This is a genomic window from uncultured Eudoraea sp. (assembly GCF_947260015.1).
Lineage (GTDB): Bacteria > Bacteroidota > Bacteroidia > Flavobacteriales > Flavobacteriaceae > Eudoraea.
In genome coordinates, this window is the sequence record NZ_CAMYOM010000001.1 from 258,828 (window position 1) to 282,105 (window position 23,278).

Genomic DNA, 23,278 nt, shown 5'->3' on the forward strand with positions numbered 1-23,278 from the left:
TCAGCTGTTTTCTGAATTCCAATTGCATCACTATTCTTCAGGAAAATCCTACTTTTGCAAGGTGAAGATACATGAAAAATATATGCGTCGTTGCATTGAATTAGGCAAAAAAGCCCTGGGCTCTTCATCTCCAAATCCAATGGTTGGAAGTCTAATAACGCATCAAGATAAAATAATCGGGGAAGGATTCACCAGTCAATATGGCGGACCACACGCTGAAGTGAATGCAATAAATTCTGTTGCGGATAAATCACTTTTAAAAGAAGCTACACTTTATGTTACCCTGGAGCCCTGCTCCCATTTTGGAAAAACCCCACCCTGTGCAGATCTAATAATAAAAAATAACTTGCAAAAAGTGATTATAGGCATTCAGGATCCTAATAAAAAGGTATCTGGCCGTGGTATCAAAAAGCTTAAGGAAGCCGGATGTGAAGTGTTACCAGGAGTATTAGAAGATGAGTGCAGGGAGCATCACAAGCGTTTTTTGACTTTTCATGAAAAACACAGGCCCTATATTATTTTAAAATGGGCAGAGACTAAAGATGGATTTATTGCCCCCAAAGCGAACATGCGCAAATCTAACCCACAACCTTATTGGATTAGTAATTCCTATGCGAAACAACGCGTGCATCAATGGCGGAGTGAACAACAGGCAATATTAGTTGGGACAAATACCGCTTTAGAAGATAATCCCAGATTAGATGTTCGTTGTTGGAAAGGAACCTCGCCTGTTCGAATAATTATTGACAAAATGCTAAAACTACCAATAGATCTTCATATTTATGACAATTCTGCCCAAACCATAATCCTAACTCAGATTGAGGATGAAACTAAGTTTCAGGAAGGTTTGCAATATGAAATCGTTGATTTTGAGAAGAATCTGGCCGAAGAAACCTGCAGGATACTGTATCAAAAAAATATAGCCAGTGTTCTAATTGAAGGAGGTGCTTTTACCTTAGCCACTTTTATCAATGCCGGACTATGGGATGAAGCTAGAATAATTACCGGAGATATAATTTTTGGCGCAGGCACAAAAGCACCACATATTGAAGGTAAACCGGTTGATAGTGAAATGATAGGTAATAATATCATAAAGACACTCTTACATGATTGAGAATATCATCTTTGATTTTGGAGATGTCTTCATAAACCTGGACAAACAAGCAACTGCGAGGGAAATGCAGGTATATGGCTTTAAAAATCTTACACCTGATCTGGAAGGGTTGTTTATAGATTATGAAAAAGGATTGATTACCACTAAACATTTTCTTAATCAAACTAATCATATGTTTCCCAAAGCAAGTAGATTGGATTTAATTCACGCGTGGAATTCTATAATTCTTGATTTCCCAGAACAGCGATTAAAGTTTATAGAAAAATTGGCTAAAGAGAAAGAATATCGTCTTTTTCTATTAAGCAATACAAATGAATTACACATAGAAATTGCAAAGAAGAGAATGGGTGAAGAAAGGTTTGTACGGTTTAAAAACTGCTTTGAAAAGTTCTATTTATCTCATGAGCTTAATTTGAGAAAACCCGAACCTGCCATTTTTGAATATGTGCTGAATTCAAATAATCTCAGGGCAGAAAAAACGTTCTTCGTAGACGACAGTAAGGAACATACCTCTGCAGCTGCAGAATTAGGGATTACATGCTGGTGCCTTAAGGTTGGTGAAGAGGATATTTTAGACCTAAATACTAAAATATTAAAATGTTAGACCTTTTATTAAGTATCCTTTTTTCAAGTCTGATATTTGTAATTTTTAAATTATTTGACACACACAAGGTCCAAACTATTTATGCGATAATTACAAATTATTTTACCGCATGTTTTGTAGGAGTTCTATTTTACAACAAGCCCATACAGTTGTATGAAATTCCAAAAAATGATTGGTTTTATGGTACCTTGTTTTTAGGTGTATTGTTCATCTTGGTCTTTAATCTTATGGCAAAGACTTCGCAGCGTCTGGGAGTATCGGTAGCATCTGTTGCCACCAAAATGTCCTTCGTGATCCCTGTGATACTGGGACTTATATTGTATAACGAAAAACTCAGCTTCTTTAAAACAACGGGTATTGTATTGGCACTGGCTGCGGTATATTTTGCATCTGTGAAAGATACACCCAGAGCTATTCAAAAAAGATCTCTTTTGTTGCCTGTGATGGTGTTTTTAGGTTCCGGTATTATTGACGCGAGCATAAAATTCATGGAAGAAAATTATATTGAAACAAGTGAATTTCCAATATTTTCAGCAACTGTATTTGGTGCTGCAGCATGCACCGGAATCTTGTTTATTCTTTTAAGATCTTTTAAAAAACCCTTAAAACTCAATTTCAAAAATGTTTTGGGGGGTATTGCACTCGGGATTCCTAATTTCTTCTCTATTTTCTTTTTATTAAGAGCGCTTCAAAATGAAACGCTCAATAGTGCTTCGATTTTTACACTAAATAATGTTGCCATTGTAATGTTTTCCACCTTACTTGGTATTATATTATTCAAAGAAAAGATCAGCTCCAAAAACTGGGGTGGTATCTTGTTGGCAGTTATAAGTATCATTCTAGTGGCATTCTTCTGATGGAAAATAAAGTTGGTTTATATAAAACAGTTTCCAAGGCATCAGAAGGTATACTTTATAAAGACCGCAAGAGTAAATTTTATGCATATACATTTCCAATAACCAATGAGAATGATATAAAGCCAATTATAGAACGTATTCGTAAAAAGCATCCAACGGCGAATCATGTTTGTTATGCATGGAGAATTGGTGTTGAAAAACAAAGGTATAGAGCAAATGACGATGGGGAACCAAACAACTCTGCCGGAATGCCAATATATGGTCAAATTAAATCTTTCGGATTAACTAATGTTCTGATAGCCGTAGCACGTATTTTTGGAGGCACCAAATTAGGTGTTGGTGGACTTATATCTGCTTATCGGACAGCAGCTCAATTCGCTCTGGAATCTTCTTCAATCATTGAAAAGGCGGTTAAAGTCAATTATAATCTTTGTTTTAGCTATCCACTACTTAGCAGAGTAATGCGGGTAATTAAACAAAATGCAATTGATATCGTTAAGCAGGACATGTCAACGGACTGTACTATTGAAATATCTGTAAAACTAAGTAACGCGTTACAGACAGAATACATCTTTAAGGGTATTCACGGAGTCTCCATATCAAAATTAGATGACTAGTAATTCAACAGAATTTTGCATCCGGACTAAGTCAAATCGCTTTTTGAATCATTATCATTATTTTGCAGTTTATTTATCAGATAATCAGGGCATTTAACAGGTCTGTTAGTCTTAACATTTATAAAGGCCAAAACGGTGTTTGCCTCCACTAAAAGTTCAGCTGCTTCATTGTAAATTTCGTAGTCAAATTCTATTCTAACAGAGGGTGTTTTTTTAAGTTTTGTCACAACCGTTATAAGATCATCATAAACAGCAGATTTTATAAATTTTAGATGTAAGGAAATTACGGGTAAGATTATGCCGTTTTCTTCCATGCTTTTGTAAGAAATACCCAAAGCCCTTAGCCATTCAACCCTTCCCATCTCCAGGTATTGTGCATAATTACCATGATACACCACTCCCATTTGATCAGTTTCTCCGTAACGAACCCTAAAAGAAAATCGATAAAAAAGCATAATTTATCAGCTAAAAGGTATATATTTATTAAGTAACCTAAAGCGGGGTCTGAACATGCAAAAAAAAAAGAAAAAAATCAACCCAAAATGATTTTTTTATTAGAATATTTGTTCACATATTTGTCTCGCACTAAAGAATGCCAAAATAGGCATTTTCTTTGACCAATTAAGATAAATTTCTAACCAACTAAATAAGATATTCCTTAAAATGAGTGTTACTGCTAATTCTGTATGGAACAATTGCTTGGCTTTTATCCAAGATAATATCCAACCGCAGGCATTCAAAACATGGTTTGAGCCTATCAAACCAGTAAAGTTATCTGATAATGCATTAAGTATTCAGGTTCCCAGTAAGTTCTTTTATGAATGGCTGGAAGAACACTATGTAAAGTTACTTAAGGTTGCGCTCACCAAAGAACTTGGAGAAAATGCCAAGCTTGTGTATGTCATTAAGATGGAGAATACTTATGGAAACAGAGAACCATTTACAGAGCAAATTCCAAGTTCAAACCGAGGCAGTGTTAATCCTCAGGAAATGGATGTTCCCATAAAATCTAAAAATCCTGAATTAAAGAATCCTTTTGTAATACCCGGAATTCGAAATATAAAGATAGAATCTCAGCTTAATCCTAATTACAATTTTGATAATTTCCTGGAAGGTGATTCCAACAGGCTGGCAAGGTCTGCTGGTTTGGCTGTTGCCAATAAGCCTGGTGGAACTTCTTTTAATCCTCTTTTGATATTTGGAGGTGTAGGACTAGGTAAAACGCATCTGGCTCATGCAATAGGCGTTGAAATTAAAGATAAATATCCCGAACGCACTGTACTTTATATATCTGCTGAAAAATTCACACAGCAGTACATTGAATCAGTTAAGAAAAATACCAGAAATGATTTTATTCATTTTTATCAGTTAATCGATGTCCTCATAATTGATGATGTACAATTCTTATCTGGAAAATCGGGCACTCAAGATGTTTTCTTTCATATTTTCAATCATTTACACCAAAATGGAAAGCAGGTTATTCTAACTTCAGACAAGGCGCCTGTAGACATGCAGGATATTGAACAACGTTTACTTTCCCGATTTAAATGGGGATTATCAGCGGAGCTTCAAAATCCTGATTATGAAACTCGTATATCCATTTTAAGGAACAAACTATACAGGGATGGTGTTGAAATGCCTGATGATATAGTTGAATATGTTGCCAAACATATTAAGACAAATATTAGAGAATTGGAAGGTGCCATAATTTCCCTTATTGCTCAATCTTCCTTCAATAAGAAAGAAGTTACCCTTGAATTGGCACAACAGGTGGTTGAAAAATTTGTAAAAAACACAAAAAGGGAAGTATCTATAGACTACATACAAAAAGTTGTTTCTGATTACTTTGAAATGGATGTTGCCACCTTACAATCCAAAACAAGGAAACGACATATAGTTCAAGCTAGACAACTAGCCATGTTTTTTGCCAAAAAGTTTACTAAAGCTTCGTTGGCGAGTATCGGTTCACAGATAGGCAAAAGAGATCATGCGACTGTACTTCACGCATGCAAAACAGTGGATAATCTGGCGGAAACAGATAAGCAGTTTAGAAAATACATCGAAGATTTAACAAAGAAATTTTCCTGAACAAGTTATGCAAACAAAGGTTCTTATGGTATGCCTGGGCAATATCTGCAGGTCGCCATTGGCCGAAGGCATACTAAAGGCAAAAACCGACTCGCAGGTTGTTTTTGTTGATTCTGCCGGTACTGCAGGATATCATATTGGAAATAATCCTGATATGAGGTCAGTGGCTGTTGCCAAAAAATATGGTATAGATATTTCTGGTCAAAGATGCAGAAAATTCAGCACCATCGATTTTGCTCAGTTTGACGTTATTTATGCCATGGACTTAAGTAATTACCATGACATCATAGCTTTGACTGATGATAAAAATGAAATTGAAAAGGTAAAACTTTTATTGGAGGAGGGAAATGCATCCGTAAGTGAAGTCCCGGATCCATATTATGGCGGAGCTGATGGTTTTGAAGAGGTTTATAAACTTATAAATCAAGCTTGTAATATGATTGCTAAAAAATTAAATTCAAAACGGAGTTTATAAAATGAAAAATAAAAATACTTCACAGGGTAAGTTATATATGATCCCCACTACTCTGGGTGAAACTGAACCACTAGAAGTATTGCCGATTTCTATTAAGAGAATAATAGAAGAAATTGATTATTATATTGTAGAGAATGAAAAATCTGCAAGAAGGTTCATTAAAAAAATCAATCCCAGAAAATCACAACCCAATTTAAACATTTCTCTTCTCAATAAATTCACTGACACAGAAATCATTCCCTCTTTCCTCAATCCCTGTTTAGAAGGCCAGAATGTGGGTGTTTTATCTGAAGCCGGATGCCCGGGAATTGCTGATCCTGGATCTGAAGTGGTCCGAATTGCACACCAGAAAGGAATAGCAGTAGTGCCGCTGGTTGGACCTTCATCTATAATATTAGCTCTTATGGCAAGCGGTCTTAACGGTCAAAATTTTGCTTTTAACGGTTATCTGCCTATTGAAACTGCAGAGCGTAAAAAAGCTATTAAAAGATTTGAAAAAATTTCCAGGGAAAATAATCAAAGCCAACTATTTATTGAAACTCCATATAGGAATAATAATCTACTTGAGGAGTTTGTCAAAACACTTTCAAAAGATACCTTGCTTTGTGTAGCAACTGATATTACGTTACCCTCAGAATTTATATTAACCAAATTAACTGGTAGTTGGATATCCGAATCCATTGAACTCCATAAAAGACCCACAATTTTTATAATTCAGGCCTAAAAAAGCCCTGACTTTAACATCAAGGCTTTTAATATCTCTGTAGTCTTATTCAATTATACTTTAGGGTTCCTAATTGCTGAAACATCGGAAATATCGTATCCTGAAAACTTTTTTAAGTAATCTGCAAGACTGGTCCCATAGGCATCATGGACATCCTTCCTGCCATTGGAGTATAAATACTTCATTACGTTACCCGGGCCTGCTAAATGCGCAGCTGCTAATATTCCGGATTCGGTTACTTCAACACCCTTAACTTTTCTACCAACAAAATATTTGATGTATTTACGTAATATCCATTTGTTCCGGGAAATATTTGTATAAAATACTTTCTCCTGCAAACTTGGGTCATTTAGAAATTTGGTGGCATTATAAACACCCATTAATTGAAGAGTTCCTATTCCAAATTGATACTTACCCAGATAGCCGAGTGTATTTATTATAAAATAATCTCCCTGAGACTCTTTATATGCGAGTGCCTCTTTAAACCCTATATAACAACTTCCCAAAAAGGGAGGTGTTACAAAAGATGGGGTAAAAATTGTCCTGTTTTTGGGAAACAGAACTAAAGTAGGTTCTTTAACTTTTAGTTTTTCCGGGACCTTAACTTCAGACTTTGTTGTAAACCCAAAATTAACTAAAACTAAAATCATGATAAGCGGACAAATAATACATGACCACTTTTTCATATATGTGTTTTCTTAAGACTTACTACCAAAAAAGATGATACGCTTAAATTACAAATACAAAGATATAGCAGATTTGTACGAATATTCTTTAGAAAACCTTAAATGGGATCATTATTTGATGAGCGGTTCAATATTCTGGATTAACAGTCTACCGGTTTATATTCTGCTCATTTATCCATCGGATGTATTGCACTTTATTCCGGTTATGCTGTGCTAGGTTTGTAGCAAACTTATGGTAGCCAAAGTCTTCAACGTTCGCTACCATATAATAGTAGTCATGTTTTTCCGGATTAAGAACGGCATCAATGGCTGAAATATCCGGCATGGTAATAGGTCCTGGAGGAACTCCTGCATATTTATAAGTATTATATGGTGAATTAAGCTCCAAATCTTTATATAACACTCGTTTGATAACCGTATCAAAGTTTCCAAGTTCTCGTTTTAAGGCGTAAATTACAGTGGGATCTGCCTGAAGTAACATATTCTTTTTCAGCCTGTTAAGATATAATCCCGCAACCCTTGGCCTCTCATTAACCTTGGCTGTTTCCTTTTGAACAATTGAAGCCAGGGATATTACTTGGATTTGTGTCAAATCTAACACTTCTGCATTCTTTAGTCTATCGTCATTCCAAAAACGAAGATATTCCTTCAGCATTCTATCGCGAAAACCTGTTGCAGACGTATTCCAAAAAAATTCATAACTGTTGGGAATAAAAAGTGAAAGGCCAGTATCTCCCGTAAAGCCATTTTCTTGCAGAAATTCAGGATCGGTGAAAGCTTTTAATAAAGAAATACTATCTGCCTCAATTTGACTTGAAACTCTTCCCGCCAATTTTCCCAAAGTTTCCTGATTATTGAAGGAAACATTGACCGGAATATTCTTACTTCTTAAAGTATTAACAATCTCATTGTTGTTCATTCCTTTCTCTAGAAGATATTTTCCGGGCTTTATATTGTCAATATATTTTTTCCGTTTTGCTACCGCCTCAAAAGTTTCCATATCAGATAAAAGCGGTGCAACCAGATTTTTAAAATCATCATATGAACTGCCTGTTGGAATATAAATATAAGCTTCCTTATTATTAAAGGCAGTATTGGGTGAAAAAAGAGCGTTATATATTAAATATGAAAAGGCCCCTCCCGCAATCAAGCCAAGAAGTACTATGAGCAATAAAATTTTCTTGATATACATTATTTTCCAAACATTTGAAAAAGTAATTCATTTTTAAACTTTCCTCCAAAAAGGATCCAATCTTTTTTAACTCCCGCGAGTTCAAACCCCATCTTTTTGAATAGTTGTATGCTAACCTGATTCTCTTCGCCCACATTGGCGTATACCTGGTTCAAATTTAGCACAGTAAAAGCATAATTACATAGCAAAGACAAAGCTTCGGAACCGTGACCATTATTTCTATCCGCCTTATCCAGAATTACGATCCCAATTCCCGCTCTTCTGTTTTTGGGGTCAAAGTCAAATAGATCGATAAAACCAATTACTTTGTTCAGTTCATTGCAGATGGCAAGGCGTAACTGTTTTACTTCATAAATATCTCTGTGCGCATTATCCAGATACAATTTGAGTACTTGTCTGGAATAAGGTGTTATAGTACCGCTAATTTCCCAGATATTGGAATTATTTTCCAGTTCGTATAAAAATTCCAAATCTGACTGTTCCAGTGCCCGTAATTTGGTTTGTTTTCCCTTTAAAATCAAATCTCTATTATTCCTTTATATACTTGTTTAGCCGGACCATCCAGCCTTATATTTTCATATCCTTCTGGGCCTTTGTTAAACTTAACTGATAAATTTCCGCCTATAGTAAAAATATTAACCTCTTCACTATTTGTCTTTCCCCAATAATGCATTCCCAGCGCCACTGCGGTGACCCCTGTTCCACAGGACAAGGTTTCGTTTTCCACACCCCTTTCATAAGTGCGTACAGAAAAATCGTTGTGTGAAACTTGTTCAACAAAATTTATATTGCTCCCACCTTCTCCATAAATTCCATATCGCAGTTTTGCCCCTTCCTCCACTACCTTATAAGTATCTAAATTAGAAACCATCTGAACATGATGGGGAGAACCGGTATTTAAAAAAAGACAATTAGGTTTTGCCATAATTTCGGTGACCTTTTGCATCTGAAGGCTAATAATTCCGTTGTCAATTGTGGCATGGTGCAACCCATCTACGGCATTAAATTCTGTTTTTTGCTCAATAATTCCAAGAAATTGGGCAAAAGCCACAATGCATCTTCCGCCATTACCGCACATACTACCAAGATTTCCATCAGAATTATAATATATCATCTTAAAATCCGTTGAAATATCATTTTCCAATAAGATTAATCCATCTGCACCAATACCTAAATGTCTGGCACAGAGAAATGCAATTAAATTGTTATCAGCTATTGGAAATTCTCCAATCCGATTATCAATCATAATAAAATCGTTGCCTGTTCCCTGATATTTATAAAATGTAACTGTCATAGCTAATTCAGGTAACAAAGATATGACTTTATTTAGGGAATTTTAATGAGTTAAAAAGTCGTTAAATGGAAATAATTAGATTAAAAATCAATTAATTTTACTAACAATTTAAAAGTACATTTAATTATGAAAAGATTTGGAAGCCTATTAATAGTTGCTGTTTTTGCCGGGGCAATCACCCTTATTTCCTATAAGATGTTTTTTGAAAAAACAAATTATGCGGTAATAACAGACAATTCAGAGATGCCATTATTAACTACTAGCAACAAAGCAGTATCGTATAAAGGAAATGGTATTAATGAAGTTGATTTCACCATTGCTGCGGAAAATACCGTTAACGCGGTTGTACATGTTAAAAACCTTACTTTAAATAGCAGCCCGGGAAGCTTATTGGATTTTTTCTATGGCTCTGAAAGTCGTCAAATTCCACAGGTGGGCACCGGTTCCGGAGTTATCATTTCCCCAGATGGGTATATTGTAACTAATAATCATGTGATTTCCAAGGCTAATGAGATTAGAATTACGTTAAACAATAATAAAACTTATGAGGCGGAAATTATCGGCTCGGATCCTAATACCGATATTGCACTACTTAAAATTGATGTGGATGAGATCCTCCCCTATCTTGCTTTTGGTGATTCTGATGAAGCTAAAATTGGGCAATGGGTGTTAGCTGTTGGTAATCCGTTTAATCTAACATCGACTGTAACGGCAGGAATAGTTAGCGCCAAAGCCAGAGATTTAGGCAGAGATCAATCATTTATCCAAACAGATGCTGCCGTTAATCCGGGCAATAGCGGAGGTGCATTGGTAAATACAAATGGTGATCTAATAGGTATAAACACTGCCATTACTTCACAAACCGGTTCCTATGTTGGTTACTCCTTTGCAGTGCCTAGTAATATTGCGAAAAAGGTAGTTGAGGACATTATGGAATATGGAAACGTTCAGAAAGGAATACTCGGTATAACTTCTCCCCGTCTTAGTACCCCCTATGCTGTGAATAATGGCATAAATGAAATTGATGGTGTATATATTGATGGTGTAGAAGAGGACTCAGGTGCAGATGACGCTAATTTAAGGTCAGGAGATATAATAAAGATGGTTGATAATATTAAAGTGCGGAAATTTGCAGATCTAACTGGCTATGTATCCACAAAGAGACCTGGAGATAGAATTAAAGTTACAATTGCTCGAAATGGAGAAGATATTATAATACCGGTTGAATTAAAAGAACGACAATCCATGGTTGTTCCGGTTATGGGACTGCGAGTTCAAAACTTGACAGAGAGTGACAAAAAAATCTTTAATACGAGCGTAGGTGTAAAGATTACAGGTGTACCAGAGACCTACAGGGGATATGGGCTAAATGGAAAGGTGATTTTGGAAATTGATGATGAGAAGGTAAATAATATTTATGAAGCAAAAAACATCTTTGGCGCTATCTCTAGATATGACAAAACGGTAATAACACTTGTCGATAAAAATGGGGAGATAGAACGAATTGTTTTTCAATAAAAAGTTATTTTTAAGCCTATAAAAAGCGCTCCGTTTGGAGTGCTTTTTTATTTATCTTTTCCTTATGTGATCCCATTAGAATTCAATAATTTTGCGTCTAAATAAAACAACGTAACATAGATGAGCCCAATCAAATCTTATGAAAAAGAGCTTGCTTTTCAGGCAGATAGAAGAAAAGCTACAACGGAATTCATCAAAATTATAAGTGATCTATGGTACGATAAAGCCATCGAAGTGGTGCTTTTTAAGAATCAAGTAATTGATAAAAATGTCAGTGATATAATAAATCTTCACGAATACGCAGGTGAATTTGTACAAAAACCTATTTCTATTTTTGATTCAGTAGAATTATTGCGCGCAATTAATGACATTAATTTACCCCCTTCCAAGATAGATATAGGCAAGCTTACATACGAGTACCATTCAGATAACAACATTTATCAGGAAGTTAAGACATTTATTATTTACAAATTAAAAGATGCCAATAATACGAAAGAAATTAAGCCTAAGGATGTGGTGCTTTACGGTTTTGGAAGAATAGGAAGACTAATAGCAAGAGAGCTCATGGCTAAGACAGGCAAAGGCAATCAGCTAAGGCTTAGGGCCATAGTTACCAGAGGAGAATTAACTGAAGAAATTCTGGAGAAACGGGCTACATTGTTGAAAACAGATTCCGTTCATGGTCAATTCACAGGAACCGTAGATTATGATATTGCTAAGAAGGCCCTGGTAATTAATGGGACCACGGTGCATATTATTAGTTCTGATAATCCTGAAAAAATAGACTATACCAAATATGGAATTAATAATGCCTTGATTATTGATAATACGGGCGCCTTCAGAGATAAAAAATCTTTGGAAAGGCATTTGAAAGCATCTGGGGTCAGCAAAGTTCTTCTGACTGCCCCCGGTAAAGAAATACCAAATATTGTACATGGTGTTAATCAATATGATTTTGATCCGGATACTATTGACATCTATTCCGCCGCCTCATGCACAACTAACGCCATTACACCAATATTAAAGATTGTTGACGATTCACTGGGGATAAAAAAAGGACATTTGGAAACCATTCATGCCTATACAAACGATCAAAATTTGGTTGACAATTTACATGGTAAATACCGAAGGGGAAGAGCGGCTGCACTAAACATGGTAATAACGGAAACAGGGGCAGGGAGTGCAGTGGAAAAAGCACTGCCATCACTGAAAGGTAAACTAACATCAAATGCAATAAGAGTACCTGTTCCGAATGGTTCATTGGCTATACTCAATCTGGAGATTAAAAGTAGGACATCAGCAGATGCCCTAAATACCATAATAAAAAAGTATGCTTTGGAGGGTGATTTGGTGGAGCAAATTAAATATTCACTAAGTAATGAACTGGTTTCAACAGATATTGTTGGGACAGCTGCACCTTCTATATATGACAGTAACGCAACTATAGTATCCGCTGATGGTAAAAATATTGTGCTTTATGTTTGGTACGACAATGAGTTTGGGTATTCACATCAGGTAATCAGATTAGCAAAATATATAGCAAAAGTGAGACGATTCACGTATTATTAATGGATTTTTTCAACAATTATGACAGATGTCAGAATTTTCAGGAATAATTTATGATCGTCGAATTTTTTTTATTAATTAATAATATTAGAGTACTTTCGTTACTTCTCTAAATCATATATTAATACTTAGAATTATTTTAATGAAAGGTTTTAGCAAATTTTATATTGTAATCGCCTTCCTGACATGTAACCTACAATTTGCACAGCAGAGTGCTCAGCAGGAAGAATTGTCTTTAGATAGTGGTTCCATAGAAAGTCAGTTTCAATATTTATACAAAAAATCTGGCAACTACAATGCAGAAGGAAAAAGATATGAGGTGGTGCGTATTATCAACCTCGATAAGCTTAAGAAAAATGTTCTTGATTCTGTTAATGCCTCAAATAAAAAGGCTATTGAATTAAAAAATACGATAAGCAATCACGAAGCCACTATTAGCTCCCTAAATAGTAAATTAAAAGAAACCACTGATAACCTTACAACCGTTAGCAATGAGAAAGACAGTATGTCCTTATTGGGTGCTCAGGTTTCAAAGGGCACTTATAATGTCATTCTGTGGACCATAATTATTGGCTTACTTCTGTTATTCTTTATGTTTGTTTATAAGTTTCGAAGAAGCAATATTCTAACTCAGATAGCAAAGTCCAATTTAAGCGAGTTGGAAACTGAATACGAGGATCACAGGCGCAGGGCTTTGGAAAGAGAGCAAAAGATAAGCAGGCAACTCCAGGACGAAATAAATAAATACAAAAAATCAAAATAAAAAAAGCTCCTAAAGGGAGCTTTTTTTAGCATAATAGGTCATGATTAATATTATTCGGGCAAAAGAAGAACATATCCCAACATTGATTCCTCTTTTGGATAAATACAGAATATTCTACAACCAGAATTCAGATGAACAGGAGGCCCAAAGATTTTTGGAAGCCAGAATAAAGAATAAAGATTCTATAATTTTTATCGCATTTTATGACGGTTCTCCAGCCGGTTTTACCCAATTGTATTCTTCTTTTTCTACAGTAGGCCTTAAACCCATATTTATTCTAAATGATTTGTATGTATATAATGAATTTCGAAAAAAAGGCATTGGCGAAGTATTATTGAACAGCGCCAAAGATTATTGCATATTGTTAGAATATAAGGGATTGGCCCTGGGAACTGCAATAAACAACCCTGCTCAAAAATTATATGAACGCCTGGGTTGGAAAAAAAACACTTCCTCTCTTTATTATTTTTGGGAAGCTAAATAGGTCCATTAAAATAGAACAAGAATAGCTCTTATGCGAATAGATATTATTACTGTCTTACCAGAAATATTAAAAAGCCCTTTTGAGGCCTCTATATTGAAGCGTGCAATAGAAAAGAAACTGGTAGAGATACACTTACATAACTTAAGGGATTATACAGATAAAAGCTATAATCAAGTAGATGATTACCAATTTGGGGGTGGGGCCGGTATGGTTTTAATGATTGAACCTATTGATAAATGTATAAGTGCTCTTAAAAAAGAGCGACATTACGATGAAATTATTTATATGACGCCTGATGGCGAGACCTTAAATCAAAAAACCTCAAATGGCCTGTCCTTATTAAAAAACATTATTATTCTCTGTGGTCATTATAAAGGAGTTGACCAAAGAGTTAGAGAAACTTTAATCACGAGAGAAATATCTATTGGAGACTATGTACTATCAGGAGGTGAATTGGGGGCAGCTGTGCTGTGCGATTCTGTTATTCGTTTACTTCCAGGGGTGCTAAATGATGAAACTTCTGCCCTGACGGATACCTTTCAGGACAATTTATTGGCCCCACCTGTATACACTAGACCCAGAGAATATAAAGGCCTAAAAGTCCCTGATATTTTATTAAGCGGTAACTTTCCTGAAATTGAGAAATGGCGGGAAGACCAAGCAATGGAAAGGACTTTAAAGCGCAGACCTGATTTATTGGAAGAGTAAAACTTTTGGTTCCCCATAAAATTTGCGAAAAAAATCTTGTAAGTAATAATTTAAAGACTATTTTTGCATTCGATTTGAAATCAACCTCTGACGAAGTCCGTGAATGTTGGTTTTGACTTAATTAAAATAAAGATCAATGGAATCCTTAGTAACATTTGTTGAAAACGAATTTGTCCCTAAAAAAGAATTTCCACAATTCGCTCCTGGTGATACAATAACCGTTTATTACGAAATAAAGGAAGGGGAAAAAACACGTACCCAGTTTTTTAAAGGTGTGGTAATACAAAGAAGAGGTTCTGGTGCAACAGAAACTTTTACAATCCGCAAAATGTCAGGGACAATAGGTGTAGAAAGAATATTTCCTGTAAACATGCCGGCTTTGCAAAAAATTGAAATTAACAAAAAAGGTAAAGTACGCAGAGCTCGTATATTTTACTTTAGAGGCCTTACTGGTAAAAAAGCAAGAATCAAAGAAGTTAGGTCCTAATATTTTAGTACTTAAAACAAAAAAGAAACCCTGATATGTTAATCAGGGTTTTTTTATACCCAAAACAGCACTAAATCTACTTTTTAGCTGCTTTTTTTCTCGAAATCCAATATTGTTTTAGAAATAATAGAAACACAGTCTAAGAGTTGATCTTGTGTCATGACCAATGGTGGTGCAAAACGAATGATATTCCCGTGAGTCGGTTTTGCCAGTAACCCATTTTCTTTTAAGGCAAGGCATATTTCCCAGGCTGTTGAGCTGTCTTCCGTATCATTAATGACAATCGCATTTAAAAGTCCTTTACCCCTTACCAGCTTAACAAGGGAGCTTTTTTCTATTAACTTTCTCATTTCAGACCGAAATAATTTCCCAAGATAATAAGCATTTTCAGCTAGATTCTCGTTTTTGACGACTTCCAAAGCCGCAATGGCAACTGCGCAGGCCAATGGGTTTCCTCCAAAGGTAGAACCATGATTCCCGGGTCGAATGACATCCATTATTTCATTATTGGCAAGGACAGCAGAAACCGGGAAAACGCCACCAGATAGAGCTTTACCTAAAATTAAAATATCGGGTTTTACTTGCGGGGTTCCGCTACACATCTTATCAGCACAGGAGCAATTACCACATGAGGCCAGCAAACGGCCAGTTCTTGCAACGCCGGTTTGTACTTCATCTGCAATGAATAAAACATTCTTTTGCTTACATAGATTATGCGCTTCTTTTAGGTAGTCGTCGTCCGGAACATAAACACCTGCTTCTCCCTGAATAGGTTCAACCATAAATGCAGCAACCTTATTGTCCTCCAAAGCCTCCCCTAGCGCATTTATATCATTATACCTGATTGAAAAAATCCCAGGAGTAAACGGACCAAAATTCTCTGTAGCTATTGGATCATTAGAGGCAGAAATAATGGTAATAGTGCGACCATGAAAGTTATTTTGACAAACAATTATTTTTGCCTGATTCGCATGAATCCCTTTTTTCTCATACCCCCATTTTCTGGCCAGTTTAATTGCAGTTTCTACCGCTTCAGCTCCCGTATTCATAGGTAATACGCGGTCAAAACCAAAATATTCGGTAATGTACTTTTCATATTTACCAAGCATATCATTATGAAACGCTCTGGAAGTAAGAGTTAATTTTTCGGCTTGTTCTTTTAAGGCAGAAATAATATGTGGGTGGCAGTGCCCTTGATTAACAGCTGAGTATGCTGATAGAAAATCATAATATTTCTTACCTTCTACATCCCATACATAGACTCCTTCACCCCTGTTCAGAACTACTGGTAAGGGATGATAATTTTGCGCACCGTATTTAGCTTCCAATGCTATAGCATCTTGGGAAGATATCTTTTCTAATACTGCCATTTTCCTGACAATTTAAATAAAACTTTAGCTATTCCTTCTTTGGGAGAGAAATCATCCTATGCGGAAGCGCTAAAATACAAATTATGCCGCTATTAATGAAATAAGCTATTTGCTTCTCATTTTTATTTTTCAATCCTGCTAAGGGTTGCTATTTGTAGTTCTAATCGTTTGAATTCACGGAGAATATCATTCTTATCCATTTGCATCCAAACAAATAACTTGAGCATTCCCATTGCTATCATACTCAAAAAACCGGCAGATGCCCATTTTATTAGTTCATTAGTGTTATCTGTATTAAAAAACTGAACTATACAATAAACGAATGCCATAAACATCAGCACGGTCACTACATTCATAATGATAGCTAACCATCCTAATTTTCCTCTATAAACTTCCCCAAGTTTCCCAATCAGATTTTGTTCTTCCAACTGATCGTAGAAAGCAGCTTCTTCTTTAGATAAAGTCTCTTTGATTAGTTCGTCAATTTTTTCTGTCTTCTTATTCATGAATTCTGTTTTTTAAAATTGTTTTTAATTTTTCACGGGCATGGAATAGTCTTGATTTTACCGTCCCTTTAGATTTGTCTAAAATCTCACTGATTTCCTTAAGGGAATATTCTTCCAAATAAAACAACCGTAGAACAATTTGTTGATCTTGAGGCAATCCTTTAATAGCCTCATAAACTTTTATAAGATCAGATTCTTTGTGGTCTAAATCATTATCTACTTTCGGCTCGTTGTAATAATCCTTTAATTTTTCCCTAACTCTACTATTTTTTTTTAAATGATCAAAAGATTTTCTAGTAACTATCTGCAATGCCCAACTACCAAAACTGTTAGGTTTTTTTAAGTAGGGTAGTTTTTTAATAATTATTCCCCAGCTGTCCTGAACAATATCTTTAGCTAAATCTTTATCATAAGTGAGCCAATAGGCGTGAGTACACATTTTTGAATTATATCGCTTTACTAATAAGGAAATTGCTTTCTTATTCCCTGATAGATATTGTAAAACCAACAATCCTTCGAATATTTTTTTAGCGTTTCCCATATCCTTTCTAACAATAGAGACAGATTAATTTGGAAAAGGTTCAATAATTTTTACTTTTTTTTATCCAATTCCTCTTAAAGATAAGATTAAAGATTCGCAGTAAATGGTATTTTTGCCGCATGAGGAAAAGCAGAACCAGGGAAATTTTTGAGAATGTAGCCGTCACAGACGCAGGAGCCAAAGGAAAAACCATTGGTAAAGCACCAGATGGTAGAGTTATATTCATCTCCAATGCTGTACCAGGTGATGTTATAGATGTTCAGACCACAAAAAAAAGAAAGGCTTATTTTGAGGGTGTTGGGATTAAATTTCACACCTTGTCTGATAAACGCACAGATCCTGTATGTGAACATTTTGGGGTTTGTGGAGGGTGCAAATGGCAACATATGGATTACCAGCACCAATTGTTCTACAAACAAAAAGAAGTTGAAAACAATTTAAGACGAATAGGCCATCTGGAAATTCCGGAAATTTCAACCATAATCGGATCCGATCAAAGGTATTTTTACCGGAATAAAATGGAATTTTCATTTTCTGACAGCAGGTGGCTAACCCAGGAAGAAATCAATTCAAAAAATGAAATAACAGATAAAAATGCAATTGGATTTCATATCCCGGGAATGTGGGATAAGATACTTGATATTAAAAAATGTCATTTACAAGCAGATCCTTCAAATGACATACGCCTGGAAATAAAGAAATATGCTCAGGAAAAAGAACTTAGCTTTTTTAATCCAAGAAATCAAAAGGGGCTTTTGCGAACACTGATGATAAGAACTTCGTCTACCAAAGAAATTATGGTGCTAATCCAATTCTATGATGATGATGAGAACAAACGAAACGGGTTGCTAGATCACCTGAAAAATAATTTTCCGCAAATTAACTCTTTGTTATACGTCATTAACCGCAAGGGTAATGACACAATTTATGATCAGGAAATTTACTGCCATTACGGTAAAGATTTTATCTACGAACAAATGGAAGGTCTTAAATTTAAGATCACTGCAAAGTCCTTTTATCAGACCAATTCTCAACAAGCCCACGAACTTTATAAAGTAGTCAGAGACCTGGCAGGTTTAAATAAAACGGAACTGGTTTATGACCTTTATACCGGAATAGGTACCATAGCCCAATTCATTGCTGCGGAAGCTAAAAAAGTCGTAGGAATTGAGGCAATTCCAGAAGCTATTTTAGCTGCCAAGGCAAATGCTCAGGAGAATAACATTAACAATGTAACTTTTTTCTCAGGAGATATGAAGAATATATTGAATGATGAGTTTGTGGCCTTTAACGGAAGACCGGACCTTATAATAACAGACCCGCCACGAGATGGGATGCACAAAGATGTGGTCAAGCAAATTCTTGAAATTGCGCCAGATAAAATTGTTTATGTTAGTTGCAATAGTGCAACACAGGCGCGTGATCTGGAACTTATGAAAGAAGCATATCAAATAAAAAAAATACAACCTGTAGATATGTTTCCACAAACACATCACGTAGAAAATGTTGTACTTTTGGAAAAAAAGATACATTGATTATAATCTTTTATACTTAAAACATTTGCTAACTGGGTATGGGAAAAAAGAAGGTTCTCTTTCTGATTTTACTGGTGATTATTTCCTTTAATGCTTGTGAAAAAGATGATATCTGTGTAGACGGCGACACACCTTTGCTGATAATTGGATTTTATGATAATGAAAATCCGGGTGAATTCAAAACTGTACCTAGTTTGAGAGTAATTGGTTTGGGCCAAACCACAAACGTAAATACAATAGCTGATAGGACATCTTTAGATTCCATTACATTGCCTTTAAGAATAAATGAAGTGAATACAGGGTTTGTATTAATCTCTGATTCTGCCGATGAAGATGATGTGGAAACAGGAAATAAAGACACGCTCACTTTTGATTATAACACATTAGAGGTTTTTATATCCAGAGCCTGTGGTTTTATCGCCAATTACGACGAATTGGGTGAACAACTTACTACTGATAGTGAAAATTGGATTCAAAACATTGAAATTGTTTCACCCTTAATACAAAAGCAAGACAGCATACATGTTAAGATTTTTCACTAGTTGTTTACTTCTTTTGTGCTTCTTCACAGCCAGAGCCCAAAATGATTCACTGGATTTAGGTGCCAGAGATTCCACAAGTTTTGGTCAGCGATATGGCTTAAGGGTTGGTATTGATTTAAGCAAACCTATACGAGCATTATTTGATAGTGATTATTCGGGCCTGGAATTCGTAGCTGACTATCGCATTACCAAAAAACTTTACGTGGCCGCAGAATTTGGCAATGAGAAAAAAACGAGTACAGAATCTCTTGAAAATGTAGATGACATTGATAGAGTCGTGTTGTATAACTATACTACCTCAGGAAGTTATGTAAAACTTGGAGTTGATTTTAACACCTATGAGAATTGGTACGGGATGACTAATGCTATTATTTTCGGCGCTAGATTTGCGGGTAGCTCCTTTAGCCAGACATTAAATAATTATACGATTTATGATAGCAACAGATATTGGAATCCCAATAATTTTGCTCCTGGTTCTGGTTCGTCTGAAGAATTCAGTGGTTTAACCGCTACCTGGCTAGAGTTTCTTGTAGGAATAAAAGTTGAGCTCTTTGCAAATTTTTACCTTAGCGGCAGCGTTAGACTCTCTTATCTATTTACAAATAAAGAAGCTGATTTCTTCCCTAACCTATGGATTCCCGGTTTCAATAAGGTAAATGATAATAGTAAATTTGGGGTAGGCTATAATTATACTATTTCTTATTTCATCCCATTATATAGAAAAAAGACAAATAAAAAGAAGAAGGAAAGCCCTCCGGAAGAATAGTTCAAATTTTCCTGAATTCTTTTAAATCAAAATACTTAAGCACAAAAGCTTTAAACTAAGGATTTATTTACTCGACCTGTTTGTTGTATTTAGCTTTTTTACTACCCTTGTACATTACATACTTTACCAGGCGAGATTCCAATTGACTGTTAAATACTTTTATTTTTCGCGAAGGACGAAGCCCGACAAACTTTAAAGCTTCAAGGTTAGAGGTAATGAACCACGCATCTGTTCCCGGATAATTTTGTTTCAAAGTATCCCCAATATTCCCATAAAATTCTTCCATTTCAATATCTAGTCGTTCTCCATAAGGTGGATTAAATACAATATGTAAATGGTTTTCTGTGAATTTTTCCGATTCAAAGAAATTTTTACGCTCAACAGAAATGTATTCTGAGAGATTGGCATTCTCTACATTATCAATTGCTTTTTGTACTGCAGAGGGTGCTTTATCATAACCAGTAATTTTATAATGAAACTCCCTTGTCTTATTAAGACTACTTTCAACTATTTTCTCATAAAGTTCACTGTCAAAATCTTGCCATTTTTCAAATGCAAATTCCTTGCGATTTATATTTGCCGGTATGTTGCATGCAATCATCGCCGCTTCCGTTAAGAATGTCCCGCTGCCACACATTGGGTCTAAAAATTGACATTGTCCATCCCAGCCACTTAAAAGTAGAAGTCCGGCTGCCAAAACTTCATTAATTGGAGCAATGTTGGTTGCTGTTCTGTAACCTCTTTGATGCAATGAGCGACCGGAAGTGTCAAGGGAAACATTACACTGGTTCATTTGGATGTGGATATTTATACGTAATTCCGGAAACTTAATATCCACATTAGGTCGTTTACCAACAGTATCACGAAATTTATCTACAATGGCATCCTTTGTCTTTTGAGACACATATAGTGAATGTGTAAAATTTTCCGAATTAACCGTCGCATCTATGGCAAAAGTTCTTTCCGTGTTTAGGTATTTGGACCAATCCATCGCATATATCTTCTTATAAAGGTCTGTTTCATCTTTAACATAGAACGAATGGATAGGCTTTAAAACCTTTATAGCGGTACGAAGGCATAAATTGGCTTTATACATAAAACCGGTATCGCCTTCAAAAGAAACCATCCTTACCCCTTCATTAACATTTACGGCTCCAAGGTTACGCAATTCCCTGGCCAGTATTTCCTCAAAACCAAACATGGTCTTGGCTACCATTTTAAAATTATTACCCATAGTATATTTAAAGAATGCCACAAAAATACATTAATTTTATCCACATTGTTTTTCAGTATACCTAATACCATTTAAATTAAGCATGACTTATATTTTACTGATCATTGCTGTTCTTTTAAGCTTTGGTTTTGTGGTCCTTACAAAGCCTAAAAAAAAAGAAGGCCTTCGCTTGTTGCTGGCATTCAGCGGTTCATTTTTACTAGCACTTACACTTTTTGAACTTCTGCCGGAAGTCTACAAACAAGCTGATCCTAAGATAATTGGGATATTTATTATGCTTGGGATTCTCCTTCAGATTTTTTTAGAGTTCTTTTCAAAAGGTGCGGAACACGGTCATGTACATCTTAATAGCCTGGAAAGTAATTTTCCCTGGTTACTTTTTATAAGTCTTTGTGTTCATGCATTCTTAGAAGGTATTCCTATAAACCAGAACAATGATATAATATATGGCATTTTGGTTCACAAAATACCAATATCCGTTATTCTAAGTATCTTCCTGGTAGGTTCCAAAATTAATATTTTCTATGGGTCATTGTTTATGGTATTTTTTTCTATAATGACTCCGCTAGGAAGTTATGCAGCCTCAAAGTTCGATTTTATCTCAGATTACAGCGCTCCAATTACAGCACTAGTTATAGGCGTATTTCTCCATATTTCGACTGTTATACTTTTTGAAAGCACTGAAGGCCATACATTCAATATTAGAAAATTATCGGCCATAGTACTTGGAACAGCGATAGCATATTTTCTTTAGATTACTGCAAAGGCGATATACAGCCAATGACTTATGGCACCGGCTAATACCAAGAAATGCCAAATAAGGTGGTTATGTGGAATCCTTTTGAAAGCATAGAAAAAAATACCAATTGTATAAAAAGCTCCACCCAGCATTAATAAATACAGTCCGGTTTTTGATGTATTTGAAAGCAGGTTTTGAAGATCAAAAACTATTAACCAACCCATAAAAAGGTACAAAAGCAAGGAAAATATCTCAAATTTCCCTGTAAAAAAAAGTTTAAGAATAGTACCTCCCAATGCAATCCCCCAAACGGTATAAAAAATTAACCACCCATTCCCTTCTTCTAAGGTAATCAGGGCCACGGGCGTATAGGTCCCTGCTATTAAGTAATAGATACATATATGATCCAAAACCCTGAGTTTCATCTTTACTGATTGGGTAGAAATATAATGATAGAGTGTTGAAGCGGAGAATAATAGGATTATTGAAGTGCTATAAATAATCACTGAAATGGTAGCGTATTCTGTTCTATTGGCATTAAACTTAAGAAGGAGGTAGAATCCTAAAATACCGAGCATAATGCCAATGGCGTGCGATATGGCGTTTAATTTTTCTTCTTTGTGATAGTCAATTTTCATAATCCATTATGTTTTCCAAGCACTTAACTAAAACCCTTTTTTTGTACAATAATTTGTTTTGTATAGTAAAATTAAGTGCGAAGAAAATTTTAAGCATACCTGGTACATTTAAATAATAAAGGTATAAAAACAAAAAGCACCTATCAACTAAATGATAAGTGCTTTTAAAGAAGGCGGCGGCCTATTCAATGACTGCCTGTGCATTCAAGCGCAGTACAGAATAAGCAGCT

27 protein-coding genes are annotated in these 23,278 nt (G+C 35.4%); 17 read left to right on the top strand and 10 right to left on the bottom strand.

Annotated features, from left to right (window positions below; all coding sequences use genetic code 11):
• Positions 1 to 61 precede the first annotated feature (61 nt).
• The 4 genes from ribD to Q0X66_RS01235 are packed head-to-tail and all read left to right on the top strand — an operon-like array spanning position 62 to position 3,192.
• Entirely contained in the window at positions 62 to 1,114 is a 1,053-nt protein-coding gene (ribD, locus tag Q0X66_RS01220; protein ID WP_297702650.1) for a bifunctional diaminohydroxyphosphoribosylaminopyrimidine deaminase/5-amino-6-(5-phosphoribosylamino)uracil reductase RibD, read from the top strand.
• Complete coding sequence (locus tag Q0X66_RS01225) at positions 1,107 to 1,718, top strand: HAD-IA family hydrolase (RefSeq protein ID WP_297702651.1); 612 nt, start codon at positions 1,107 to 1,109, stop codon at positions 1,716 to 1,718. The genes ribD and Q0X66_RS01225 overlap by 8 nt, the downstream gene beginning before the upstream one ends.
• Positions 1,712 to 2,575, top strand: a complete 864-nt coding sequence (locus tag Q0X66_RS01230) for an EamA family transporter (protein WP_297702652.1) — start codon at positions 1,712 to 1,714, stop codon at positions 2,573 to 2,575. Before Q0X66_RS01225 ends, Q0X66_RS01230 begins: the two co-directional genes overlap by 7 nt.
• Positions 2,575 to 3,192: a YigZ family protein gene (locus tag Q0X66_RS01235; protein WP_297702653.1), complete on the top strand. Its 618-nt coding sequence runs from the start codon at positions 2,575 to 2,577 to the stop codon at positions 3,190 to 3,192. The genes Q0X66_RS01230 and Q0X66_RS01235 overlap by 1 nt, the downstream gene beginning before the upstream one ends.
• Positions 3,193 to 3,218: 26 nt before the next feature.
• On the opposite strand, the gene Q0X66_RS01240 is transcribed toward Q0X66_RS01235, so the two are convergent.
• A complete protein-coding gene (locus Q0X66_RS01240) occupies positions 3,219 to 3,647 on the bottom strand; it encodes a thioesterase family protein (protein WP_297702654.1) in 429 nt (142 codons plus the stop codon).
• A gap of 208 nt (positions 3,648 to 3,855) precedes the next feature.
• Between Q0X66_RS01240 and dnaA the strand changes: the two genes are divergently transcribed.
• From dnaA to Q0X66_RS01255, 3 genes are read left to right on the top strand one after another with little or no spacing between them, the layout of a single operon-like run.
• Positions 3,856 to 5,280, top strand: a complete 1,425-nt coding sequence (dnaA, locus tag Q0X66_RS01245) for a chromosomal replication initiator protein DnaA (RefSeq protein WP_297702655.1) — start codon at positions 3,856 to 3,858, stop codon at positions 5,278 to 5,280.
• Between the two features lie 7 nt (positions 5,281 to 5,287).
• A complete protein-coding gene (locus tag Q0X66_RS01250) occupies positions 5,288 to 5,755 on the top strand; it encodes a low molecular weight protein-tyrosine-phosphatase (RefSeq protein ID WP_297702656.1) in 468 nt (155 codons plus the stop codon).
• Between the two features lies 1 nt (position 5,756).
• Positions 5,757 to 6,479, top strand: a complete 723-nt coding sequence (locus Q0X66_RS01255; protein WP_297702657.1) for an SAM-dependent methyltransferase — start codon at positions 5,757 to 5,759, stop codon at positions 6,477 to 6,479.
• A 53-nt stretch (positions 6,480 to 6,532) separates the two neighbouring features.
• Here Q0X66_RS01255 and Q0X66_RS01260 read toward each other — a convergent pair whose 3' ends face one another.
• The 4 genes from Q0X66_RS01260 to dapF form a co-directional block, all read right to left on the bottom strand.
• The gene (locus tag Q0X66_RS01260; RefSeq protein ID WP_297702658.1) at positions 6,533 to 7,165 is read right to left on the bottom strand and encodes a hypothetical protein; all 633 of its coding nucleotides are present in this window, start codon (positions 7,163 to 7,165) and stop codon (positions 6,533 to 6,535) included.
• 148 nt (positions 7,166 to 7,313) lie between these two features.
• A complete protein-coding gene (gene mltG / locus Q0X66_RS01265; protein ID WP_297702659.1) occupies positions 7,314 to 8,357 on the bottom strand; it encodes an endolytic transglycosylase MltG in 1,044 nt (347 codons plus the stop codon).
• Entirely contained in the window at positions 8,357 to 8,878 is a 522-nt protein-coding gene (locus tag Q0X66_RS01270; RefSeq protein ID WP_297702660.1) for a GNAT family protein, read from the bottom strand. The genes mltG and Q0X66_RS01270 overlap by 1 nt, the downstream gene beginning before the upstream one ends.
• Positions 8,875 to 9,651 carry a diaminopimelate epimerase gene (gene dapF / locus Q0X66_RS01275; RefSeq protein WP_297702661.1) on the bottom strand — a complete coding sequence of 259 codons (777 nt, stop codon included), beginning with the start codon at positions 9,649 to 9,651 and terminating at the stop codon, positions 8,875 to 8,877. Before dapF ends, Q0X66_RS01270 begins: the two co-directional genes overlap by 4 nt.
• A gap of 126 nt (positions 9,652 to 9,777) precedes the next feature.
• On the opposite strand from dapF, the gene Q0X66_RS01280 reads away from it, so the two are divergent.
• The 6 genes from Q0X66_RS01280 to rplS all read left to right on the top strand — a co-directional run bounded on the left by Q0X66_RS01280 (position 9,778) and on the right by rplS (position 15,177).
• Positions 9,778 to 11,169, top strand: coding sequence for a trypsin-like peptidase domain-containing protein (locus Q0X66_RS01280; protein WP_297702662.1), 1,392 nt, complete (start codon positions 9,778 to 9,780; stop codon positions 11,167 to 11,169).
• 120 nt (positions 11,170 to 11,289) lie between these two features.
• Positions 11,290 to 12,738, top strand: a complete 1,449-nt coding sequence (locus Q0X66_RS01285) for a glyceraldehyde-3-phosphate dehydrogenase (protein ID WP_297702663.1) — start codon at positions 11,290 to 11,292, stop codon at positions 12,736 to 12,738.
• Positions 12,739 to 12,877: 139 nt separating this feature from the next.
• Positions 12,878 to 13,498 carry a tRNA (guanine-N1)-methyltransferase gene (locus tag Q0X66_RS01290; RefSeq protein WP_297702664.1) on the top strand — a complete coding sequence of 207 codons (621 nt, stop codon included), beginning with the start codon at positions 12,878 to 12,880 and terminating at the stop codon, positions 13,496 to 13,498.
• A gap of 40 nt (positions 13,499 to 13,538) precedes the next feature.
• Complete coding sequence (locus Q0X66_RS01295) at positions 13,539 to 13,982, top strand: GNAT family N-acetyltransferase (protein ID WP_297702665.1); 444 nt, start codon at positions 13,539 to 13,541, stop codon at positions 13,980 to 13,982.
• A gap of 30 nt (positions 13,983 to 14,012) precedes the next feature.
• The gene (gene trmD, locus Q0X66_RS01300) at positions 14,013 to 14,690 is read left to right on the top strand and encodes a tRNA (guanosine(37)-N1)-methyltransferase TrmD (RefSeq protein ID WP_297702666.1); all 678 of its coding nucleotides are present in this window, start codon (positions 14,013 to 14,015) and stop codon (positions 14,688 to 14,690) included.
• 136 nt (positions 14,691 to 14,826) lie between these two features.
• Positions 14,827 to 15,177, top strand: coding sequence for a 50S ribosomal protein L19 (gene rplS, locus Q0X66_RS01305; protein ID WP_297702667.1), 351 nt, complete (start codon positions 14,827 to 14,829; stop codon positions 15,175 to 15,177).
• 83 nt (positions 15,178 to 15,260) lie between these two features.
• Here the strand turns inward: rplS and rocD are convergent, their stop codons facing one another.
• The 3 genes from rocD to Q0X66_RS01320 form a co-directional block, all read right to left on the bottom strand.
• The gene (rocD, locus tag Q0X66_RS01310; RefSeq protein ID WP_297702668.1) at positions 15,261 to 16,547 is read right to left on the bottom strand and encodes an ornithine--oxo-acid transaminase; all 1,287 of its coding nucleotides are present in this window, start codon (positions 16,545 to 16,547) and stop codon (positions 15,261 to 15,263) included.
• Between the two features lie 122 nt (positions 16,548 to 16,669).
• The gene (locus Q0X66_RS01315; protein WP_297702669.1) at positions 16,670 to 17,053 is read right to left on the bottom strand and encodes a DUF6768 family protein; all 384 of its coding nucleotides are present in this window, start codon (positions 17,051 to 17,053) and stop codon (positions 16,670 to 16,672) included.
• A complete protein-coding gene (locus tag Q0X66_RS01320) occupies positions 17,046 to 17,594 on the bottom strand; it encodes an RNA polymerase sigma factor (RefSeq protein ID WP_297702670.1) in 549 nt (182 codons plus the stop codon). Before Q0X66_RS01320 ends, Q0X66_RS01315 begins: the two co-directional genes overlap by 8 nt.
• Positions 17,595 to 17,713: 119 nt before the next feature.
• Here Q0X66_RS01320 and rlmD point away from each other — a divergent pair, with 119 nt between their 5' ends.
• Genes rlmD through Q0X66_RS01335 form a run of 3 tightly spaced genes read left to right on the top strand, consistent with a single transcriptional unit; the run spans position 17,714 to position 20,437 of the window.
• A complete protein-coding gene (gene rlmD / locus Q0X66_RS01325; RefSeq protein WP_297702671.1) occupies positions 17,714 to 19,129 on the top strand; it encodes a 23S rRNA (uracil(1939)-C(5))-methyltransferase RlmD in 1,416 nt (471 codons plus the stop codon).
• A gap of 38 nt (positions 19,130 to 19,167) precedes the next feature.
• Positions 19,168 to 19,671 carry a DUF6452 family protein gene (locus Q0X66_RS01330; RefSeq protein WP_297702672.1) on the top strand — a complete coding sequence of 168 codons (504 nt, stop codon included), beginning with the start codon at positions 19,168 to 19,170 and terminating at the stop codon, positions 19,669 to 19,671.
• Positions 19,652 to 20,437 (top strand): DUF6048 family protein, encoded by a 786-nt coding sequence (locus Q0X66_RS01335; RefSeq protein WP_297702673.1) that lies wholly within the window; start codon positions 19,652 to 19,654, stop codon positions 20,435 to 20,437. Before Q0X66_RS01330 ends, Q0X66_RS01335 begins: the two co-directional genes overlap by 20 nt.
• Positions 20,438 to 20,504: 67 nt before the next feature.
• Here the strand turns inward: Q0X66_RS01335 and Q0X66_RS01340 are convergent, their stop codons facing one another.
• Entirely contained in the window at positions 20,505 to 21,671 is a 1,167-nt protein-coding gene (locus tag Q0X66_RS01340) for a THUMP domain-containing protein (RefSeq protein ID WP_297702674.1), read from the bottom strand.
• Between the two features lie 82 nt (positions 21,672 to 21,753).
• Between Q0X66_RS01340 and Q0X66_RS01345 the strand changes: the two genes are divergently transcribed.
• Entirely contained in the window at positions 21,754 to 22,425 is a 672-nt protein-coding gene (locus Q0X66_RS01345; RefSeq protein ID WP_297702675.1) for a ZIP family metal transporter, read from the top strand.
• Here Q0X66_RS01345 and Q0X66_RS01350 read toward each other — a convergent pair.
• Positions 22,422 to 23,048 carry a hemolysin III family protein gene (locus Q0X66_RS01350; protein WP_297702676.1) on the bottom strand — a complete coding sequence of 209 codons (627 nt, stop codon included), beginning with the start codon at positions 23,046 to 23,048 and terminating at the stop codon, positions 22,422 to 22,424. The genes Q0X66_RS01345 and Q0X66_RS01350 overlap by 4 nt on opposite strands.
• Positions 23,049 to 23,278: the final 230 nt, after the last annotated feature.

What these genes read in the sequence shown, in the direction of transcription:
- Q0X66_RS01350 (WP_297702676.1), bottom strand. Translation starts at nt 23,048, where the DNA reads ATGAAAATTGACTATCACAAAGAAGAAAAATTAAACGCCATATCGCAC.
- rlmD (WP_297702671.1), top strand. Translation starts at nt 17,714, where the DNA reads ATGAGGAAAAGCAGAACCAGGGAAATTTTTGAGAATGTAGCCGTCACA.
- Q0X66_RS01260 (WP_297702658.1), bottom strand. Translation starts at nt 7,165, where the DNA reads ATGAAAAAGTGGTCATGTATTATTTGTCCGCTTATCATGATTTTAGTT.
- Q0X66_RS01340 (WP_297702674.1), bottom strand. Translation starts at nt 21,671, where the DNA reads ATGGGTAATAATTTTAAAATGGTAGCCAAGACCATGTTTGGTTTTGAG.
- Q0X66_RS01280 (WP_297702662.1), top strand. Translation starts at nt 9,778, where the DNA reads ATGAAAAGATTTGGAAGCCTATTAATAGTTGCTGTTTTTGCCGGGGCA.
- Q0X66_RS01255 (WP_297702657.1), top strand. Translation starts at nt 5,757, where the DNA reads ATGAAAAATAAAAATACTTCACAGGGTAAGTTATATATGATCCCCACT.
- Q0X66_RS01345 (WP_297702675.1), top strand. Translation starts at nt 21,754, where the DNA reads ATGACTTATATTTTACTGATCATTGCTGTTCTTTTAAGCTTTGGTTTT.
- rplS (WP_297702667.1), top strand. Translation starts at nt 14,827, where the DNA reads ATGGAATCCTTAGTAACATTTGTTGAAAACGAATTTGTCCCTAAAAAA.
- mltG (WP_297702659.1), bottom strand. Translation starts at nt 8,357, where the DNA reads ATGTATATCAAGAAAATTTTATTGCTCATAGTACTTCTTGGCTTGATT.
- dapF (WP_297702661.1), bottom strand. Translation starts at nt 9,651, where the DNA reads ATGACAGTTACATTTTATAAATATCAGGGAACAGGCAACGATTTTATT.
- Q0X66_RS01330 (WP_297702672.1), top strand. Translation starts at nt 19,168, where the DNA reads ATGGGAAAAAAGAAGGTTCTCTTTCTGATTTTACTGGTGATTATTTCC.
- Q0X66_RS01335 (WP_297702673.1), top strand. Translation starts at nt 19,652, where the DNA reads ATGTTAAGATTTTTCACTAGTTGTTTACTTCTTTTGTGCTTCTTCACA.
- Q0X66_RS01225 (WP_297702651.1), top strand. Translation starts at nt 1,107, where the DNA reads ATGATTGAGAATATCATCTTTGATTTTGGAGATGTCTTCATAAACCTG.
- Q0X66_RS01240 (WP_297702654.1), bottom strand. Translation starts at nt 3,647, where the DNA reads ATGCTTTTTTATCGATTTTCTTTTAGGGTTCGTTACGGAGAAACTGAT.
- Q0X66_RS01250 (WP_297702656.1), top strand. Translation starts at nt 5,288, where the DNA reads ATGCAAACAAAGGTTCTTATGGTATGCCTGGGCAATATCTGCAGGTCG.
- Q0X66_RS01235 (WP_297702653.1), top strand. Translation starts at nt 2,575, where the DNA reads ATGGAAAATAAAGTTGGTTTATATAAAACAGTTTCCAAGGCATCAGAA.
- dnaA (WP_297702655.1), top strand. Translation starts at nt 3,856, where the DNA reads ATGAGTGTTACTGCTAATTCTGTATGGAACAATTGCTTGGCTTTTATC.
- rocD (WP_297702668.1), bottom strand. Translation starts at nt 16,547, where the DNA reads ATGGCAGTATTAGAAAAGATATCTTCCCAAGATGCTATAGCATTGGAA.
- Q0X66_RS01295 (WP_297702665.1), top strand. Translation starts at nt 13,539, where the DNA reads ATGATTAATATTATTCGGGCAAAAGAAGAACATATCCCAACATTGATT.
- Q0X66_RS01290 (WP_297702664.1), top strand. Translation starts at nt 12,878, where the DNA reads ATGAAAGGTTTTAGCAAATTTTATATTGTAATCGCCTTCCTGACATGT.
- Q0X66_RS01230 (WP_297702652.1), top strand. Translation starts at nt 1,712, where the DNA reads ATGTTAGACCTTTTATTAAGTATCCTTTTTTCAAGTCTGATATTTGTA.
- trmD (WP_297702666.1), top strand. Translation starts at nt 14,013, where the DNA reads ATGCGAATAGATATTATTACTGTCTTACCAGAAATATTAAAAAGCCCT.
- Q0X66_RS01285 (WP_297702663.1), top strand. Translation starts at nt 11,290, where the DNA reads ATGAGCCCAATCAAATCTTATGAAAAAGAGCTTGCTTTTCAGGCAGAT.
- Q0X66_RS01320 (WP_297702670.1), bottom strand. Translation starts at nt 17,594, where the DNA reads ATGGGAAACGCTAAAAAAATATTCGAAGGATTGTTGGTTTTACAATAT.
- Q0X66_RS01315 (WP_297702669.1), bottom strand. Translation starts at nt 17,053, where the DNA reads ATGAATAAGAAGACAGAAAAAATTGACGAACTAATCAAAGAGACTTTA.